This is a genomic window from Streptomyces sp. TLI_053 (assembly GCF_900105395.1).
Lineage (GTDB): Bacteria > Actinomycetota > Actinomycetes > Streptomycetales > Streptomycetaceae > Kitasatospora.
In genome coordinates, this window is the sequence record NZ_LT629775.1 from 4,064,653 (window position 1) to 4,082,126 (window position 17,474).

The following is a 17,474-nucleotide window of genomic DNA, read 5'->3' on the forward strand; positions in this document are numbered from 1 at the left end:
CGCCGGGAGAGGGCGCGCTACTGCCGGGTCAGGTGCGCGTTCTGCTGCGGGACGTGCGGGACGGACGGCGCGCGCGGGGCCGGCGGGGCGGGCTGCCCGCCGGGATCGGCCGGGGCCGGCGCGGCCGCGACGGCGGTGGCGGTGACGGGCCGGTCGGTGACCGGCGGCGGGTCGTACTGGAGCAGCAGCATGGCCGCGTCGTCGCCGAGCTGGCGTCCGACGTGGCGCACGACGTCCTCGTGCAGGCGGCGCAGCACCTCCACCGGTCCGCCGTCGGCGTGCCGGGGGAAGCGTTCGGCGAGCGGGTAGAAGACGCCGGCCCGGTCGCGGGCCTCGATGACGCCGTCGGTGAAGAGCAGGACCCGGTCTCCGGGGCGGAGCGGGACCCGGTGGACCGGGGGCCGGACGTCGAGGGGGTCGAGGACGCCGAGCGGGGGCACCGTCTCGGCGAGTTCGAGCGGACGGACGGCCTCGCCGCCGCGCAGCAGCAGCGGGGCGGGGTGGCCGCAGTTGACGATCTCGGCGGTGCCGTCGGGGCCGACGCCGATCAGGACGAGGGTGACGAACTCCTCCTCGACGCCGGGGTGGTCGTTCTCGTGCAGGGCGCGGTCGAGGCTGTCGGCGAGCCAGCCGGCGACCTTGTCGAGGGCGGCCTCCTGGTGGGCCGCCTCGCGGAAGGCGCCGAGCACGGCGGCGGCGGTCTCGACCGCGCCGAGACCCTTGCCGCGCACGTCGCCGACGACGGCACGCACACCGTGCCGGGTGTTGACGACTTCGTAGAGGTCGCCGCCGATGCGGGCGTGGGCGGCGGCGGCCGCGTAGTGGACGGCGGCGCGGACGGTCCCGACCCGGTCGGGGACGGGGCGCAGCAGGACGCGCCGGGCGATGGAGGCGACCAGCTGGGCGTCGGCGAGGAGGCGCTCCTGGCGCAGCCTCAGGGTGGCACTGACCCAGCTGATCACGGCGACGAGGACGATGGCGAAGACGGTGGCGCTGTGCACGGACTCGGCGAGCACGTCGTTGCGCACGGCCATGGCGAAGGCCGCGAGCTCGGTGCAGGCGCCGATGGCGAGGGGGTACCAGGTGCGGCGGCTGACCACGGCGGCCAGCGCGGGGACGGCGGTGAGCGCCGGTTCGACGGTCACCGCGGCGTCGGTGAAGTAGTCGAGGACGACAACCAGCGCCATACCGATGAACGGCAGCGACAACGCCGTCCTCGGCCAGGTGCCGGTCGCGCCGGGTGCGGTTCCCGGGGTCGGCCCGGCGAACCGTTCTCTGATCCATCCGGTCGCGCTCAACTTCGGTTCTCCAGCAGAAGACGCGGATGCCCGGGGGCACCTGCGGTGATGACTGAGGGTTAGGGAATACGGGCCTCGCTGGCGGCCGGAGCACGGGGGTTGACCGGTTACCGACCCCACAATAGGCGCGAAACGTGCACTACGCACAGGTTTCGCCCGATGCCGTGATGACTTGAATGCTCTCTGTGACTCATTCTTCACTGTTCCCGATCAGGAGCCGTTCCAACTCTTTTCGGTCGGGAAGTCCTGCGGGTTGTTCGATCCGGCCGCTCCGGACGTACAGGAACGAGGCCGTGACCTGCTCCGGCGGAACGCCGGCCTGTTCGGCCCACGCCAGTCGGTACACGGCGAGTTGGAGCGGGTCGGCGGTCTCCTCGCGGTGCGTCTTCCAGTCCACCACTTCGTAGCGTGACGCGCCGCCGATTTCTGACCCGCCGTCACCGTCACGGTAGACCGCGTCGATCCGGCCGCGCACCACCCGGCCCGCCAGCACCAGCTGGAACGGTGCCTCGACCCGCAGCGGGGCCCGGTCCGCGTACGGGGTGCGCAGGAACGCCTCCTTGAGGCGCTCCAGGTCCTGCTCGTCCTCGATTCCGTCGTCGTCGGCACCGGGCAGCGCGCCCGGGCCGATCAGCATCAGCGGTTCGATCCGCGACTGCACCCAGGCGTGGAAGCGGGTGCCGCGCCGGGCCGCGGGCTGCGGCGGGCGGGGCATCGGGCGGGCGAGGTCGTGCGCGAAGCCGTCCGGGTCGGCGGCCAGCCGCAGCAGCTGGGTGGCGGAGAGCGAGGCCGGCAGCGGCACCTCCCGCACCCGGCCGCGGGAGCGCTCCAACTCGCCGATCAGCGCGGTCAGGTCGCGGTCCCAGGACTCGACCAGCCGGCGGTCCTCGGGCGCCATCGGCCCGGGCTCGGGGGCGGGCTGCCCGGCCAGGCGCCGGTGCACGACCTCGGCGACCCGGCGGCGGGCGTGCTGGGCGGCCGGGTCCAGCGGCAGCGGCCAGGGGCGTTCGACGGGTGCGGCGAGCGCCGGGTTCTCGGCGTCCTCCGCGGGCGGCTCGGCCCAGTGGTCGACCTCGCCGTTGCCCGGCAGCTCGGCGTGCTCGCGCAGCTGCTCCAGGAAGGCCGAGGGGCCGCGCGGGGTCTTCTGGCTGGGCCCCCACCAGTGGCCGGAGGCGAGCAGCAGGGACCGGGGGCGGGTGAAGGCGACGTAGCCGAGGCGCAGTTCCTCGGTGGCGGAGTGCTCGGCCAGGGCGGCCTTGAACTCCTTCATGGCCTTCGCGTTCCAGCCGCCCCGCACATCGGGCAGGGTGGCCGCGTCGCCGCGCAGGGCGTGCGGCAGGACCCGCTTGGCGCTGGTCCACCGCTCGCGCGGGGTCGAGGACGGGAAGGCGCCCCGGACCAGACCGGGCACCGCCACGACGTCCCACTCCAGGCCCTTGGACTTGTGCGCGGTGAGGACCTTGACGGTGTCCTCGCCGCCGGGCAGACCGGCGTCCAGGCCCCGGTCGTGCTCCTGGGCGGCCCGCAGGAAGCCGAGGAAGGCGGCGAGGCCCGGGTCGCCGTCGAGGTCGGAGAAGGAGGCGGCGACGTCGAGGAAGGCGTGCAGGGTCTCCCGGCGGCGGGCTGCGAGCGCGTGCGGGGAGGCGGCGAGTTCGACCTCCAGGCCGGTGACGGCGAGCACCCGGTGCAGCACGTCCATCAGCGGTTCGGCGAGCGAGCGGCGCAGCTCCCGCAGTTCGCGGGCGAGCCGGGCGAAGCGGATCCGGGCCTCGGCGGAGAACTGCGGGGCGTCCGGCTCCTCGGGCTCCTCGCCGTCCAGGAAGCTCTCCAGGGCGTCGGCGAGCGAGACCACCTCGGTCGGGTCGGTCTCGGCGACGGCGGCGGCGAGCGGCTCCACGCCCTCGGGGCGCGCGGTGCGGACCAGTTCGGCGGCGCGCCGGCCGAGCAGCGCGAGGTCGCGCGGGCCGATCCGCCAGCGCGGGCCGATCAGCAGCCGGACCAGCGCGGCGTTGGCGGTCGGGTCCTGGAGCACCTCGCACACCGCCACCAGGTCGGCGACCTCGGGCAGGTGGAGCAGCCCGCCGAGGCCGACCACCTCGACCGGTACCTCGCGGGCGACCAGCGCGGCGTGCACGTCGGGGAAGGCCGCGCCGCCCCGGCACAGCACGGCGATCCGGCCGGGGGCGGTGCCGGTGCGCACCAGGTGGGCGATCCGGTCGGCGAGCCAGTCGATCTCCTCGGCGTGGGTGGGCAGCAGCGCGGCCAGCACCCGGCCGTCGAGTTCGGCGCCGGGGGCGGGGCGCAGCGCCTCGACGCCCTCGTGCATGGCGCGCAGCGGCGCGGCGAGCCCGTTGGCGAGGGCGAGCAGCCGGCCGCCGCTGCGCCGGTTCTCGCTGAGCGCGTACCGGTCGGCGGGGGTGCCGTCGGCGGCGGGGAAATGGTGCGGGAAGTCGTCGAGGTTGGCGACGGAGGCGCCGCGCCAGCCGTAGATGGCCTGGCAGGGGTCGCCGACGGCGGTGACCGGGTGGCCGGGGGCGGGGCCGTCCGGGCCGGCGCCGAACAGACCGGCCAGCATCAGGCGCTGGGCGACGGAGGTGTCCTGGTACTCGTCGAGCAGCACCACCCGGTACTGGTCCCGCAGCAGGGCGCCGACCTCCGGCCGCTGCTGGGCGAGCCGGGCGGCGGCGGCGATCTGGTCGCCGAAGTCCATCAGACCGGCCGCGCTCTTGCGGCGCCGGTAGTCCTCGACCAGGCGCAGCAGCTCCAGCCGGGCCCGGGCGCCGGCGGGCACCGCCCGCAGGTCCTCGTTGCTCAGCCGGACGCCGGCCAGGGTGTCGAGCAGCTCCTCGTCGTGGGCGCGCAGCCGCTCGGGCGTGACGAGGTGCTCGGCGAGTTCGCCGTCGAGGGCGGTGAGGTCGGCGACCAGGCCGGTGAAGGTGCCGGTGAGGGCGGGGAAGGGGCCCCGGGCGGAGCGCAGCACCTTGGCGGCGAGCTGGAAGCGGGTGGCGTCGGCGAGCAGCCGGACGTCCGGCTCGATGCCGATGCGCAGGCCGTGCTCCTTGAGGAGGCGACCGGCGAAGGCGTGGTAGGTGGAGATCTCGGGTTCGCCGAGGGCCTCGTCGGCGGGGGCGGCGTACCGGTCGTCGTCCGCCGGGGGCTGCCCGACCCCGGCCTGGCGCAGGGCCGCGCGGACGCGCTCGGCGAGTTCGCCGGCGGCCTTGTTGGTGAAGGTGAGGCCGAGGACCTGCTCGGGGCGGACGGCGCCGGAGCCGACCAGCCAGACCACCCGGGCGGCCATCACGGTGGTCTTGCCGGAGCCGGCGCCGGCGACGATGACGGCGGGCCGCAACGGGGCGCCGATCGCCGCGATCTGCTCCCGGTTGAAGGGGATGCCCAGCAGCTCCTTGAGCTGATCGGGATGGCTGAGCACGGCGGTCACCACGCAACGGTAACGGGGCCCGCCGACAGCCCGGGCGCCGCTGTGGCGACGGCCACGTGTTGCGAGGGCCACGCCGCGCTGCCGCCGCCCGGGTCACGGAGGTGGAGGGGCGGGCTACTCGACCACCTGGACGCCCTCGCGCTGGGCGGAGCAGCTGCGCCGGAAGGTGCAGCGGTCGCAGCCGCCGCCGGTCTGCGGGACGAAGCGTTCGGCGAGGATCCGCCCGGCGGCGTCGGCGAGCAGGTTCTCGATCCACGGCTCGCCGTCGGGCGGGTCCTGCCGCTGCACCTTGGGCGCCTCGGGCACGGCCTTGTCGGGCTTGCGGAGCTGGACGAGTTCGGCGCCGCCGGACTCGGCGGCGGTGGCCGCGTCGAAGCCGGGCAGCCCGTTGAGCGCGCCGGAGCGGACGGCGAGCTGGTACACGGCGAGCTGCTTGTGGTCGGGCAGGGACTTGTCGGTGGGCGCCTGCTTGCCGGTCTTGAAGTCGACCACGTAGGCGCGGCCGGCCTCGTCCTGCTCGACCCGGTCCATCGAACCGCGGATCCGCACCTGGACGCCGCCGGCGTCGAGGGTGACGTCGAAGCCGTGCTCGGTGGCGACGACGTCGCGGCCGCGGGCCATGACGTGCCAGGTGAGGAAGCGCTCCAGGGCGTCGCGGGCCTCGGACTTCTCCTGCTGGGACTTCCAGGGCGCGTCGAAGGCGAGCGCGTCCCACACGGTGTCCAGGCGTTCCATCAGGACGGCGAGGTCGGCGGGGGTGCGGCCGGAGCCGACCTCGTCGGCGAGGGCGTGCACGACGTTCCCGAAGCCCTGCGCGGCGGAGGAGGTGCCGCGGGCCTTGACCTCCTTGTCCAGGAACCACTGGAGCGAGCAGCTCTCCAGCTGTTCCAGGCCGCTGCCGGACAGCCGCACCGGCAGCGCGGCGTCGCGCAGCGGGGCGGGGGCGGCGGTGGGGTCGTCCAGGCCCCACCAGGCCTCGGGGCGGGCGGCGGGGACGAGCGGGCGGTCCTCGTCGTCGGTGGCGAGGGCGAGCGTGGCGAGCCGTTCGGCGGCGGCGCGGCGCAGCTCGGGCGAGCGGGTGGGGTCGACGGTGACCGCGCGCAGCTCGGCGACCAGCGCGGGCACGGCGAGCGGGCGGCGCGGGCGGTGGGTGACGTCCTCGACGGTGACGGCCGGGGTGCGGCTCAGCACCCGGCCGGTCCTGGGATCGACGTCCTCGCGGTAGAGCTCGCGCAGGAAGCGGGACGGCTGGTCGCCGTCGTCGGCGGGGGCCTTGACGGCGGTGACGACCAGCCGGTCCTTGGCCCGGGTGGCGGCGACGTAGAAGAGGCGGCGTTCCTCGGCGAGCAGCGCGGCGGGGGTGAGGGGTTCGGCGAGGCCGTCGCGGCCGATCCGGTCGGCCTCCAGCAGGGAGCCGCGGCGGCGCAGGTCGGGCCAGAGGCCGTCCTGGACACCGGCGACGACGACGAGCCGCCACTCCAGGCCCTTGGCGCGGTGGGCGGTCATCAGCCGGACCGCCTCGGGGCGCACGGCCCGCACGGTGAGGGTGTCGGCCGCGATGTCCTGGGCCTCCAGCTCGGCGAGCAGGTCGAGGGCGCCGCGGTGGCCGGTGACCTGCTCCTCGGCGCGGGCCGCGGTCTCGAAGAGGGCGCAGACGGCGTCGAGGTCCCGGTCGGCGTTGCGGCCGGCGGCGCCGCCGCGCAGGGCGGCGCGTTCCAGGCGTTCGCGCCAGCGGCGGGAGCCCTCCCACAGCTGCCAGAGGGCGTCCTCGGCGGTGCAGCCGCCGGCGAGGGCCTCGCGGACCTTGCGCAGCAGGCTGCCGAGGGCGTGCGCGCGGCGGGCGTAGGGGGTGTCCAGGACGGCGAGGCGCTCGGGTTCGGCGAGGGCCTCGCGCACCAGTTCGCCGGCCGGGCGGGGGACGGTGGCCACCGGGGCGGCCCCGCCGTTCCCCTCGCCGTCCTCGTCGCCGCGCTCGTCGCCGTGCTCGTCGCCGTCCGGCTCGGCGTCCGTCCCGGCGGCGGTGCGGGCCCGCCCGGCCGCACGGGCCCGGTCCGCGGCCTCGGCGCGCAGCGCGGCGCGTTCCTCCTCGCGCAGGGTCCGGCCGAGGCGGCGCAGGTCGGCGCCGTCCAGGCCGCCGAGCGGACCGGTGAGCAGGGCGTGCGCGAGCTCGGTGGTGAGCGGGTCGGGCCCGCCGGGGCCGGGGCCGCCGTCCTCGGCGTCGTCCCGGCGGTCGCGGACGGCCTGCTCGGCACAGACCCGCAGCGCCAGCAGCAGCTGGGCGACGGCCGGCTCCTCGCGCAGCGGCAGGTCGTCGCCGTCGATCTCCAGCGGCACCCCGGCCGCGCCGAGCGCCCGCCGCACCCCGGGGATGGACCGGGCGCCGGCCCGGACCAGCACCGCCATCTCGCCCCACGGCACGCCGTCCTCCAGATGGGCCCGGCGCAGCAGGTCGGCGACCGAGTCCAGCTCGGCGCCCGGGGTCGGGTAGGTGCGGACCTCGACCCGGCCGCCCTCCCGGGCGGGCAGCGGGGCGCGGTGCTGGGCGAGCTTGTCGCTGGGCAGCCGGCCCATCGGCATCCGCCGGGTGAGTTCGCGGGCGGCGGCGAGCAGCACGGCGCCCGAGCGGCGGGACACCCGCAGCACCTTGACCTCGGCGGGACGGCCGTCGGCGTGCCGGAAGGTCTGCGGGAACTCCAGGATGCCGTTGATGTCGGCACCGCGGAACGCGTAGATGGACTGGTCCGGGTCCCCGACGGCGACCAGCTCGCGCCCGCCGCCGGCCAGCCGCCGGAGCAGCCGGACCTGGGCCGGGTCGGTGTCCTGGTACTCGTCGACGAAGACCGCGTCGTAGCGCTCGCGCAGGCTCCGCTCGACCTCGGGGCGCTCGGCGAGCAGCACGGCGCGGTGCACCAGCTCGGCGTAGTCGAGGACGCCGCGCAGGTCGAGCACGTCGAGGTAGTCGGCGAGGAAGTGCGCGGCGGCGGCCCAGTCCGGGCGCCGCACGCCCTCGGCGAAGCGGGCCAGCTCGGCCTCGCCCAGCCCGAGCTCCCGGCTGCGGGCGAGGACGGCCCGGACCTCGTCGGCGAAGCCGCGGGTGGTCAGGCAGGCGCGCAGGTCGAGCGGCCAGGCGATCCGGGAACGGCCGCGCCGGGCGTCCTCGGCGCCGCCGGCGAGCAGCTCGCGGACCATGACGTCCTGCTCGGGCCCGGAGAGCAGCCGCAGCGGCTCGGCGTAGTCGGCCGGGTCCTGGTGGGCGCGGAGCAGGGCGTAGCAGAAGGAGTGGAAGGTGGTGGCCTGCGGGGCGGCGGCGCGGGCGCCGGCGGGGGTGGCGGAGAGCCGGCCGGCCATCCGGTCCCGCAGTTCCACCGCGGCCTTGCGGCTGAAGGTGAGGACGAGGATCCGCTCGGGGTCGGTGCCGTTCTCGATCCGCCGGGCGACGGCCTCGACCAGCGTCGTGGTCTTGCCCGTGCCCGGACCGGCGAGCACCAGCAGCGGACCGCCCGTGTGCTCGACCACGGCGCGCTGGTAGGCGTCGAGTTCGGGCGGTACGGGCGGTACGAGGGGGCTGCGCACCAGACGGTAGGGGGAGCTCACGGACGTCCTGGGGGTCGTGCTCGGGCAACTGCGGGCGGGCCCCGCCGAGGGGCCCGCCGTACATCGAGCCTACGATCCTGCCCCGTCATTCCCGTCCGCGCACGTGATTCCGCCCGATCCGGGCCCCGGCGCCCCGCGCTGCTCCCCGTCGGCTCCGCCGTCCCAGCGGGCGCGCCGCAGGTCGACCCGGGGCGGGTCGGCGAGCTCCCGCAGCGGGGTGCCCTCGTCGCCGTAGTGACCCAGGGCGCGGTGCTCGTGGCCGGGCAGCAGGCGGCCGTCGGCGCGGACCACCCGCCACCACGGGACGGCGCCGCCGTAGAGGGCCATCACCCGGCCGACCTGCCGGGGCCCGCCCTGCCCGAGGTACTCGGCGATGTCCCCGTAGGTCATCACCCGGCCGGGTGGAATCCGCTCGGTCAGGTCGAGCACGAGTTCGGCGAAGGGAGGCAGCTCGCCGCGGCCTGCCTCCTCGGGGGCGTCCGTCACCTGCGGCATTCTTCCGCATCCGGCCGGACGACGGGGCCCGTGCGAACGATCCGCCGCGCCCGATCCGGCCCCTGTCCAGCGCGGGGCGCCGAGGCATGCCACCATCTTCGGGGCGGTGAGTGGTGATACGAGGACAAGACCAGATGACCGGGACGGCTGACGTGGGCGTGGACGAGGGCTCCGACGAGTCCTCCGACAGCATGCCCGCAGGTCGCGGCGGACAGCCCGCCGCCGCGCCGTCACCGGAAGTCTCCCTGATCAAGGACCGGACGATCAAGAGCCCCCAGCCGACCGGCCCCGCGACCGGGGCGCCCGCCGCCGTACCCGGCCAACCGACCGCGGCCGACCCCGGACCGGGCACCGTGACCGACGGGGCCCCGGCCCCGCAGCTCGCGCACGACCCCCTGGACGACGCCCCGCACCTGGATGTCGACGAACCGCTGCTCGCCGCCCGCGCGCACCGCCCCTCGGACCTCATCCGCTTCCTGGCCGGCGTCTTCGGCATCGTCGCGGTGTTCGTGCTCGCCGGCGTGGCGACCTCGACCACCACCGGCATCGAGATCGACATCGCCGAGAACGCGCCGCGCTTCTCCCCGGTGCTGTCCACCATCACCGGCCTGGTCTCCAACGTCGCGGTGCTGGCCGTGCCGCTCGCCTTCGCGGTCGAGCGGCTGATCAAGCGCGACGGGCTGCGGGTCGCCGACGGCGTCCTCGCCTCGGTCCTCGCCTACGGCGTCTCGCTCGGCATCGACTGGTGGGTGGCCGAGGGCGCCTCCGACCACATCCGGGACGCGCTGACCCGCTTCCCGCTGGACTCCGTCGGCACCCTGACCGACCCGGTGCACGGCTACCTCGCCCCGGTGATCGCCTACATGACGGCGGTCGGGATGTCGAGCAGACCGCGCTGGCGGGTCGCGCTGTGGGTGGTGGTGGTCTTCAGCGGCATCACCGAACTGCTCGGCGGCTACACCACCCCGCTGTCCCTGCTGCTCACCGTGCTGATCGGCTGGTCCGTCGCCTACGGCACCCTCTACGCGATCGGCTCGCCGAACATCCGGCCCACCGGGCAGCACCTGATGATCGGCCTGCGCAAGGTCGGCTTCACCCCGGCCAGCGCCCACCGCGCCCCCGACGCCCCCGGCGGCACCCGCCGCTACCTGGTCGCCCAGCAGAGCGGCCCGCCGCTGGACGTCCACATCGTCGACCGCGAGCAGCAGGCCTCCGGCTTCTTCTACCGGGCCTGGCGCCGGCTGCGGCTGCGTTCGGTGGCCGTGCGGCGCAGCCCGCAGTCACTGCGCCAGGCCCTGGAGCAGGAGGCGCTGATCGCGTACGCGGCCGCCGCCTCCGGCGCCCGCGCCCCGCAACTGGTCGCCACCTCCGAGCTGGGCCCGGACGCCGCGATCCTGGTCTACGAGAACGTCGAGGGCCGCACCCTGGACGACCTCGCCGACGAGGAGGTGACCGACCGGGTGATGGCCTCGCTGTGGGAGTCGGTCGCCGCCCTGCACGAGCGCCGGATCGCGCACCGCCGGCTCACCGGCGAGTCGCTGCTGGTCGTCGACGGGAAGACGGCCTGCCTGGTCAACCTCTCCGGCGGCGACATCGCGGCCACCGACCTCACGCTGCGCATCGACGTCGCCCAGCTGCTCACCACCTTCGCGCTGCGGATCGGCCCGGAGCGCACGGTCGCCACCGCCAACGCGGTGCTCGGCGCCGAGCGGGTCGCCCAGGCGCTGCCGCTGCTCCAGCCGGTCGGGATGAGCCGCTCGACCCGGGTCGACCTGAAGAAGCTCGGCAAGGAGCGAAAGGCCGCCGCCCAGGCCAAGGCGCTGGAGCAGGTCGCCGCGGGCGAGCGCACCCAGGAACAGGCCGAGGAGGACATCGCGGTCGCCGGTGAGGACCTGCTCAGCCGGATCCGCGGCCAGATCCTGCAGATCGCGCCCGAGGCGCCGATGGAGCCGGCCAGGCTGGAGCGGCTCAAGCCGAAGACGCTGATCATGGTGATCGCGCTGACCTTCGCGGCCTATCTGACGCTGACCACCGTCAAGCCGGCCCAGCTCAAGCTCTCCCAGATGGACTGGGCCTGGGCAGCGGTGGCGCTCGCCGCGGCCTGCTTCTCCTACGTGGCCGCGGCGATGAGCCTGACCGGCTTCGTCCCGGAGAAACTGCCGTTCCGCCGGACCGTGGCCGCCCAGATCGCCGGCTCGTTCGTGAAGCTGGTCGCCCCGGCCGCGATCGGCGGCATCGCGCTGAACACCCGCTACCTGCAGAAGGCGGGCATCCGCTCCGGCCAGGCGGTCGCCTCGGTCGGCGCCTCCCAGCTGGCCGGCCTGACCGGGCACCTGCTGCTGCTGTTCAGCTTCGGTCTGATCACCGGCAGCCAGACCAACGGCGACCTCTCCGCCTCCCGCGCGGTGATCATCGGCGTGCTGAGCGCGGCCGTGCTGGCGCTGGTGGTGGCGGCGGTCGCCCCGCTGCGGCGGTTCGTGCTGAACCGGCTGCGCTCGCTGTTCTTCGGCGTGGTGCCGCGGATGCTCGACCTCATGCAGACGCCCAGCAAGCTCGTCACCGGCTTCGGCGGCATCCTGCTGCTGACCCTGTCGTTCACCGCCTGCCTGGACGCCTCGGTGCAGGCGTTCGGCGGCTCGATCTCCTTCTCGGCGGTCGCCGTGGTCTTCCTGACCGCCAACGCGGCCGGCTCCGCCATCCCCACCCCGGGCGGCATCGGCCCGGTCGAGGTCGCCCTGATCGGCGCGCTCACCGTCGCCGACGTGCCGGCCGCCGTCGCCACCCCGGCGGTCTTCCTCTACCGGGCGCTCACCTTCTGGCTGCCGGTGGTGCCCGGCTGGATCTCCTACAACGTGCTCCAGCGCAAGGGCGCGCTCTAGCCCCTCGTTCCGGTCCCCTTCGGGAGGAAGCCCGGAACGAAGGAGCCGGGAACGCGGCAGCCGGAACGCGGCAGCCCGGAACGCGGAAAGGGCCCGCCGGAGCGGGCCCTTCACGGTGGTCGGTACCGCGCGGTGCGGTCAGTACACCGGCTTGTGCGGCTCGATCTGGTTCACCCAGCCGAGCACGCCGCCGCCCAGGTGGACGGCGTTGGAGAAGCCCGCCGACTTGACCACGGCCAGCACCTCGGCCGAGCGGACGCCCGACTTGCAGTGCAGCACGATCTTCCGGTCCTGGGGCAGCTGCTCCAGCGCGTTGCCCATCAGGAACTCGTTCTTCGGGATCAGCACCGCGCCGGGGATGCTGACGATCTCGTACTCGCCGGGCTCGCGGACGTCGATCAGGAAGATGTCCTCCTCCTCGTCCTGCCACTGCTTGAGCTGCTTCGAGGTGATCGTCGAACCGGCGGCCGCGGCCTGCGCCTCCTCCGACACGACGCCGCAGAAGGCCTCGTAGTCGATGAGCTCGGTGACGGTCGGGTTCTCGCCGCAGAGCGCGCAGTTCGGGTCCTTGCGGACCTTCACCTGGCGGTAGTTCATCTCCAGGGCGTCGTAGATCATCAGCCGGCCGACCAGCGGGTCGCCGACCCCGGCCAGCAGCTTGATCGCCTCGGTGACCTGGATCGAGCCGATCGACGCGCACAGCACGCCCAGCACGCCGCCCTCGGCGCAGGACGGGACCATGCCCGGCGGCGGCGCCTCCGGGTAGAGGCAGCGGTAGCAGGGGCCGTGCTCGGCCCAGAACACGCTCGCCTGGCCGTCGAAGCGGTAGATCGAGCCCCACACGTACGGCTTGCCGAGCAGCACCGCGGCGTCGTTCACCAGGTAACGGGTGGCGAAGTTGTCGGTGCCGTCCACGATCAGGTCGTAGCCGGAGAAGATCTCCATGACATTGGAGTTGTCGAGGCGCTCGTCGTGCAGGATCACCTCGACGTAGGGGTTGATCTCCTTGACCGAGTCCCGCGCCGACTCGCCCTTCGAGCGGCCGATGTCCGACTGGCCGTGGATGATCTGCCGCTGCAGGTTCGACTCGTCGACGACGTCGAACTCGACGATCCCCAGCGTCCCGACGCCGGCCGCGGCCAGGTACATCAGCGCGGGCGAGCCCAGACCGCCGGCGCCGACGCACAGCACCTTGGCGTTCTTCAGCCGCTTCTGCCCGGCCATGCCCACGTCGGGGATGATCAGGTGGCGGGAGTACCTGCGGACCTCGTCGACGGTGAGCTCGTCGGCCGGCTCGACCAGGGGTGGCAGCGACACGGGTTCTCCGTTGCTCGTCGGTTCGGGTGGCCGGGGCCAACCTCTTGGGGCTTGTTGCTCCGCCACCGCGGTGGCTCTGCTAGGCCAACAGTGTCACGCCGCCCCGGTATTCCGAGACAGCCCGTCCGAAGGACGAGACGGGCCGCGCCGGATGGTGGGACCACGCACCGGGCCCCGGAACGGTCGCCGCGGGCCGTCCCGGGGCCCGGAAACAGCGGGTTCCCGCCGCCGCCGCGGTCCGGACCGGTCCGGACCGCGGCGGCGGCGCCGGCTCAGACCCGGCAGGCCGTCTCCAGCCAGACGTCCCCCAGTGACTCCTCCAGCGGCACCTGTGTCCGCCAGCCGAGACGGTCCCGGGCGGTCCGCACGTCGGCCTGCCGCCACGGCACCGGCTCCCCCGCCGACGCCCGCCCCTCGCCCGGGCGCGGCTCCGCCGGACGGTGGCCGGGCAGGTGGTGCGCGGGCACGTGCCCCGGCACGTGCTCGACCGGCCCGCCGGCCTGCGCGGGCAGGACGACCTGCCGGTTCTCCTCGACCACCGACCCCTCGAAGCCGGACGCCCGGACCAGCAGCTGGGCCGCCTCCCGGGCCCGGACGGCATGCCCGCTGCCGACGTTGATCACCCCGGTGGCGGCCGAGACCGCGGCCGCCTGGATCGCCCGCGCGACGTCCCTGACATCCACGAAATCCCGGTATCCGGACAGGTCCGGCATCCGCACCTGGGACTCCTCGCGCTCCAGCGCCCGCCGCAGCCCCTCCGCCAACCGCCCGAACAGCGAGGCCGTCGGCGCCCCCGGCCCGACCACGTCGAACACCCGCAGCACCGCGGCGTCCAGCCCGGAGGCCAGCACCAGCTCCGTCCCGGCCAGCTTCGACACCCCGTACGGGCCCACCGGCCGGGGCTCGGCGCTCTCCGACACCGGCACCCCGCCCGGGACCGGCCCGTACTCGGCCGCCGAACCGACGTGCACCAGCCGGGCCGGTTCCCGGCTGCGCCGGATCCCCTCGCAGACGGTCGCCACGGCGAGCGTGTTGGCCCGGATCAGCGTGCGCGAACTGCCGTAGGTGGCACCCGCGCAGTTGATCACCACCTGCGGCGCGACCGCGTCCAGGAACCGGGCCAGCGCCCCGGGGCTGCCCGTGGTCAGGTCGAAACGGATGTCGGCGGAGTCACGCCGGCCGAGTACCGTCACCTGCAGTTCCGGATCCACGAGCAGGCGATCGGTGACCCGACGGCCGATGAAGCCGTCGGCGCCCAGCAGCAGCACCCTCATCGGGGGGCGTCCTTCCACGAAGCCAGACCGGGCACGGTCTGGCGGGTCCGAGTGAACAACGGGAAAGCGGGAGTTCGAGGGGCCGGACGGCCCCTGGGCGCCGTCCGGCCCGGACGGCGGTCAGCGGTGCGCATCGGGGCGGCCCAGCACCGGCCAGGCGTACAGCAGCAGGGCCAGCGCCACCGCGCCGCCGGCGAGCGGCCCGGCGTACGGTGCGGGCGGCGCCGCCGTGGCCGCCGCTCCGGCCAGCGCGCCCAGCGCGGCCGGCGCGGGACGGCCGCAGCGCGCCAGCAGCACGGGCAGCACCAGCAGCAGGCCGAGCACGCCCTGCGCCGCCCACTGCTCGGGCCCGGCGCGCTCGGCCGCCAGGTGCAGCAGCCCACCGCCGGGTGCCGGGCCGGGGCGCGGGGCGAGCGCGGTCAGCACGGCCAGCGCCGCGAAACTCAGCACGGCCAGCACCGCCAGGTGCAGCGCCAGCGCCACCGGGAGCACCGGCCGCATCCGGGACCTGAACTCGGCCAGCGTCGCCGCCGCCCCCAGGTGCCCCCGGCCGACATGCCGGTACCACCGGGCCGCCCACTCCGCGGACCCGGTGGAGATCGCCGCCGCCAGCACCAGCGCGGCCGTCACCCGCCGCTGCTCCGGCCCGTCGGCCGCGACGGCCAGCGGCACCAGCAGCAGGGCGGCCAGCCCGGCCCCCCGCGCGGCCGGGTCCCACCAGCGGCGGGCCCCGGCGGGCGGGCCCGGCGGCCGCCGCTCCGGTCCGGGCGGGCCCAGCTCCGCCTCCGGCCCCTCCCCGGGGCCCGGGCCGACCCAGGGCGCGGCCGCCGGACCGCCCGCGCCGGCGGTCCCGGCGGCGGCCGGGACCAGGGCCAGCGGAACGGCCGCCGCCAGCAGGACGGGCCGGCCGGCGCCGAGCGCGGCCGCCGCCGCGCACGGGAGCACGGCCAGCCCCGCCGTCCGCACCGCCGCCCCGCGCCGCCGCCGACGGCTCCGGGCGGGCTCGGCCGGCTCCGCCGAGGGCGGCCGGCGCGGCACCCGGGCGTACAGCTCCTCGGCGAGCGAGAACAGGTCGGCGTGCCGGCACCGGGCGGCGGCGTCCGGTCCGAGCCCGGCCTCCGCCAGCCCGGCGGCGATCTCCAGCGGGTCCACGGCCCGTTCGCACAGCACCCGGTGCTCGGCCATCACCTCCCGGACCGGATCACCGGACCCGTCCGCGAGCCCCACGGCCGCCGCTCGCCCGCCGCCCGCCATCAGACCGCCTCCGCGAACGACCCGGCCCGGTCCGGCGCCTCGCCCGTCACCGGCAGCCGCCCCCGCGCCAGCGCCAGCACGGCGCCGGCCCCGTCACCCGGGTCCGCGCTGCCGGCAGTGCCGGTGCCGGCGGGCGAGCCGCCTCCGGTGCCGGTGCCGCCGGTGTCGGTGCCGCCGGTGTCCTCGCCCTCGGCCGCCGCCGGCTCCGCCGTCGCCCGGTCCGCCGTCCCCGGGGCGGCGGACTCCGCGGCGGACTCCCCCGGCCCGGTGCGACGGCGGTCGGTGATCCAGTACTCGGCGGGCCGGGCGAACGGGCGGGGCCGCGGGCCGGCACCGGCGTCGGGCGCGGCGGCCGGGAAGGCCGGCCACTGGGAGACCAGCTCCAGGTAGATCTCCCGGAAGGCACCGGTCACCGGCTCGACGGCGAAGCGTTCCTGCGCCCGCAGGCGGCCGGCCAGCCCGAGCCGGGCCCGGCGCTCGCCGTCGCGCAGCAGGGCGAGACAGGCGCCGGCCAGGGCCTGCGGGTCCCGCGGCGGCACCAGCAGCCCGGTCGGGCCGACCACCTCGCGAGCCACCCCGACATCGGTGCTGACCACCGCCCGGCCGCTCAGCATCGCGTCGGCCAGCAGGCGGGGGCGGCGCTGGGAGAGGGCGGAGAAGACCACGACGGTGCCGTCCGCCCAGGCATCGGCGGCCGAGCGGGGCCGCCCGGCGAACTCGACCGCGTCCGCCACCCCGAGCCGTTCGGCGACGGCCGCGCAGTGCGCGCGGTAGCCGGGGACGGCCTCCTCCCCGTGCAGGACGAGGCGCGCGGCGGGCAGTTCGGCGCGGACCCGGGCGAAGGCGTGCAGCGCGAGTTCGGGGTCGCGGCCCGGCTCCAGCGCGCCGGCCCAGACCAGGGTGGGGGCCGCCGGTTCGGGGCCGGCCGCGGGCCGCTCCACGGCCGGGGTGCCCTCGTACACGACCCGGGTCCGCGCCGGGTCGGCCCCGCAGCGGCGCTGCCACTGCTGGTCGTGGGCGCTGCCCGGGGTGAGTATCGCGGCCTGCCGGTAGGTCTCCTCGGTGAGCGCCCGGAAGAAGGCGAGCAGCAGGGCCCGGACCGGCCAGCGGTAGGGGGCCTCGCGGTAGCCGAGGTACTGCTCGCGCAGGTGCAGTCCGTGCTCGGTGACCACGAACGGCACACCGTGCAGCTGTTTGGCGACCAGCGCGGGCAGCGCGGCCGGGCCGCCGCCCACGACGTGGCAGAGGTCGGCGGAGCCGAGGCCGCCGGGCGCGGTGCCGTACCAGGGGGCGGAGAGCGGCCGCAGGCACTGTTCGAGCAGGTCGGCGGCGACCAGGACGTCGCAGACCAGCGGCTGCCCGGCGGAGGTGTCGGCGCCGGGCGAGCGCCAGACCCGCTCCAGCACCCGCCGGGCCCGGTCGGAGACCAGGAAGGCGGGCAGCGCGCCGTCGGCCCGGGCGAGTTCGGCGAGCCGGTAGAGGCCGGGACCGAAGCCGGACCGCTCGCCGGGGCGCAGCAGGGACCGGACCAGCCGGTCGTAGGCGGCGGCGTACTGCCGGCCGCGCAGGGCACCGGGCGCGCGGCCGGCCGGGCGGCGTCCCCAGAGGGCGAGCTCGTGGATCGCGGGCCCGGCCGTGCCCTCCGCGTCGGCCGCGCCCGCTCCCCCGGCCGGCCGGGACGATCCGCCGGGCCCCGTCGGCCGCGCGGGCCCCGCGGACCCCGCCGTCCCGGCGAGGACGTACCACGCGAAGTCGTGCTCGCGCAGGCCGTCCACCAACCGGTCGCACCAGCCGCCGGCGCCACGCGGGGAGCGCGGGCGCACACCCTCGGTGAGCAGTGCTACGCGCACGGGAGACCTCCAGGACAGAACGGATCGACGGATGGCCGGGCCGAGCGGGCGGTGCCGGCCGAGCGGGCCGGTCG

Annotated in this window: 9 protein-coding genes; 1 reads left to right on the plus strand and 8 read right to left on the minus strand. The window is 76.2% G+C overall.

The window, feature by feature from the left end; genetic code table 11:
• Positions 1-17: 17 nt before the first annotated feature.
• From BLU95_RS16165 to BLU95_RS16180, 4 genes are all read right to left on the minus strand, one after another.
• Positions 18-1,298 carry a PP2C family protein-serine/threonine phosphatase gene (locus BLU95_RS16165; protein ID WP_159424901.1) on the minus strand — a complete coding sequence of 427 codons (1,281 nt, stop codon included), beginning with the start codon at positions 1,296-1,298 and terminating at the stop codon, positions 18-20.
• A gap of 190 nt (positions 1,299-1,488) precedes the next feature.
• Complete coding sequence (locus BLU95_RS16170; RefSeq protein WP_093864912.1) at positions 1,489-4,737, minus strand: ATP-dependent helicase; 3,249 nt, start codon at positions 4,735-4,737, stop codon at positions 1,489-1,491.
• 114 nt (positions 4,738-4,851) lie between these two features.
• The gene (locus BLU95_RS16175; RefSeq protein ID WP_093860640.1) at positions 4,852-8,331 is read right to left on the minus strand and encodes an ATP-dependent helicase; all 3,480 of its coding nucleotides are present in this window, start codon (positions 8,329-8,331) and stop codon (positions 4,852-4,854) included.
• Between the two features lie 69 nt (positions 8,332-8,400).
• A complete protein-coding gene (locus tag BLU95_RS16180; protein ID WP_093860641.1) occupies positions 8,401-8,826 on the minus strand; it encodes an MGMT family protein in 426 nt (141 codons plus the stop codon).
• Between the two features lie 134 nt (positions 8,827-8,960).
• Here BLU95_RS16180 and BLU95_RS16185 point away from each other — a divergent pair, with 134 nt between their 5' ends.
• Positions 8,961-11,705, plus strand: a complete 2,745-nt coding sequence (locus tag BLU95_RS16185) for a lysylphosphatidylglycerol synthase transmembrane domain-containing protein (RefSeq protein ID WP_231978592.1) — start codon at positions 8,961-8,963, stop codon at positions 11,703-11,705.
• A gap of 138 nt (positions 11,706-11,843) precedes the next feature.
• Here the strand turns inward: BLU95_RS16185 and moeZ are convergent, their stop codons facing one another.
• The 4 genes from moeZ to BLU95_RS16205 form a co-directional block, all read right to left on the minus strand.
• Entirely contained in the window at positions 11,844-13,022 is a 1,179-nt protein-coding gene (moeZ, locus tag BLU95_RS16190) for an adenylyltransferase/sulfurtransferase MoeZ (protein ID WP_093860642.1), read from the minus strand.
• A gap of 272 nt (positions 13,023-13,294) precedes the next feature.
• On the minus strand, positions 13,295-14,296 hold the full coding sequence (locus BLU95_RS16195; RefSeq protein ID WP_093860643.1) for an NAD-dependent epimerase/dehydratase family protein: 1,002 nt from the start codon (positions 14,294-14,296) through the stop codon (positions 13,295-13,297).
• A 120-nt stretch (positions 14,297-14,416) separates the two neighbouring features.
• Positions 14,417-15,550, minus strand: coding sequence for a hypothetical protein (locus tag BLU95_RS16200; RefSeq protein ID WP_093860644.1), 1,134 nt, complete (start codon positions 15,548-15,550; stop codon positions 14,417-14,419).
• Positions 15,550-17,400, minus strand: a complete 1,851-nt coding sequence (locus BLU95_RS16205) for a DUF3492 domain-containing protein (protein ID WP_231978593.1) — start codon at positions 17,398-17,400, stop codon at positions 15,550-15,552. The genes BLU95_RS16200 and BLU95_RS16205 overlap by 1 nt, the downstream gene beginning before the upstream one ends.
• Positions 17,401-17,474 lie beyond the last annotated feature (74 nt).

Coding starts and splice junctions, on each gene's coding strand:
- BLU95_RS16180 (WP_093860641.1), bottom strand. CDS start 8,826: ATGCCGCAGGTGACGGACGCCCCCGAGGAGGCAGGCCGCGGCGAGCTG.
- BLU95_RS16185 (WP_231978592.1), top strand. CDS start 8,961: ATGACCGGGACGGCTGACGTGGGCGTGGACGAGGGCTCCGACGAGTCC.
- BLU95_RS16195 (WP_093860643.1), bottom strand. CDS start 14,296: ATGAGGGTGCTGCTGCTGGGCGCCGACGGCTTCATCGGCCGTCGGGTC.
- BLU95_RS16200 (WP_093860644.1), bottom strand. CDS start 15,550: ATGGCGGGCGGCGGGCGAGCGGCGGCCGTGGGGCTCGCGGACGGGTCC.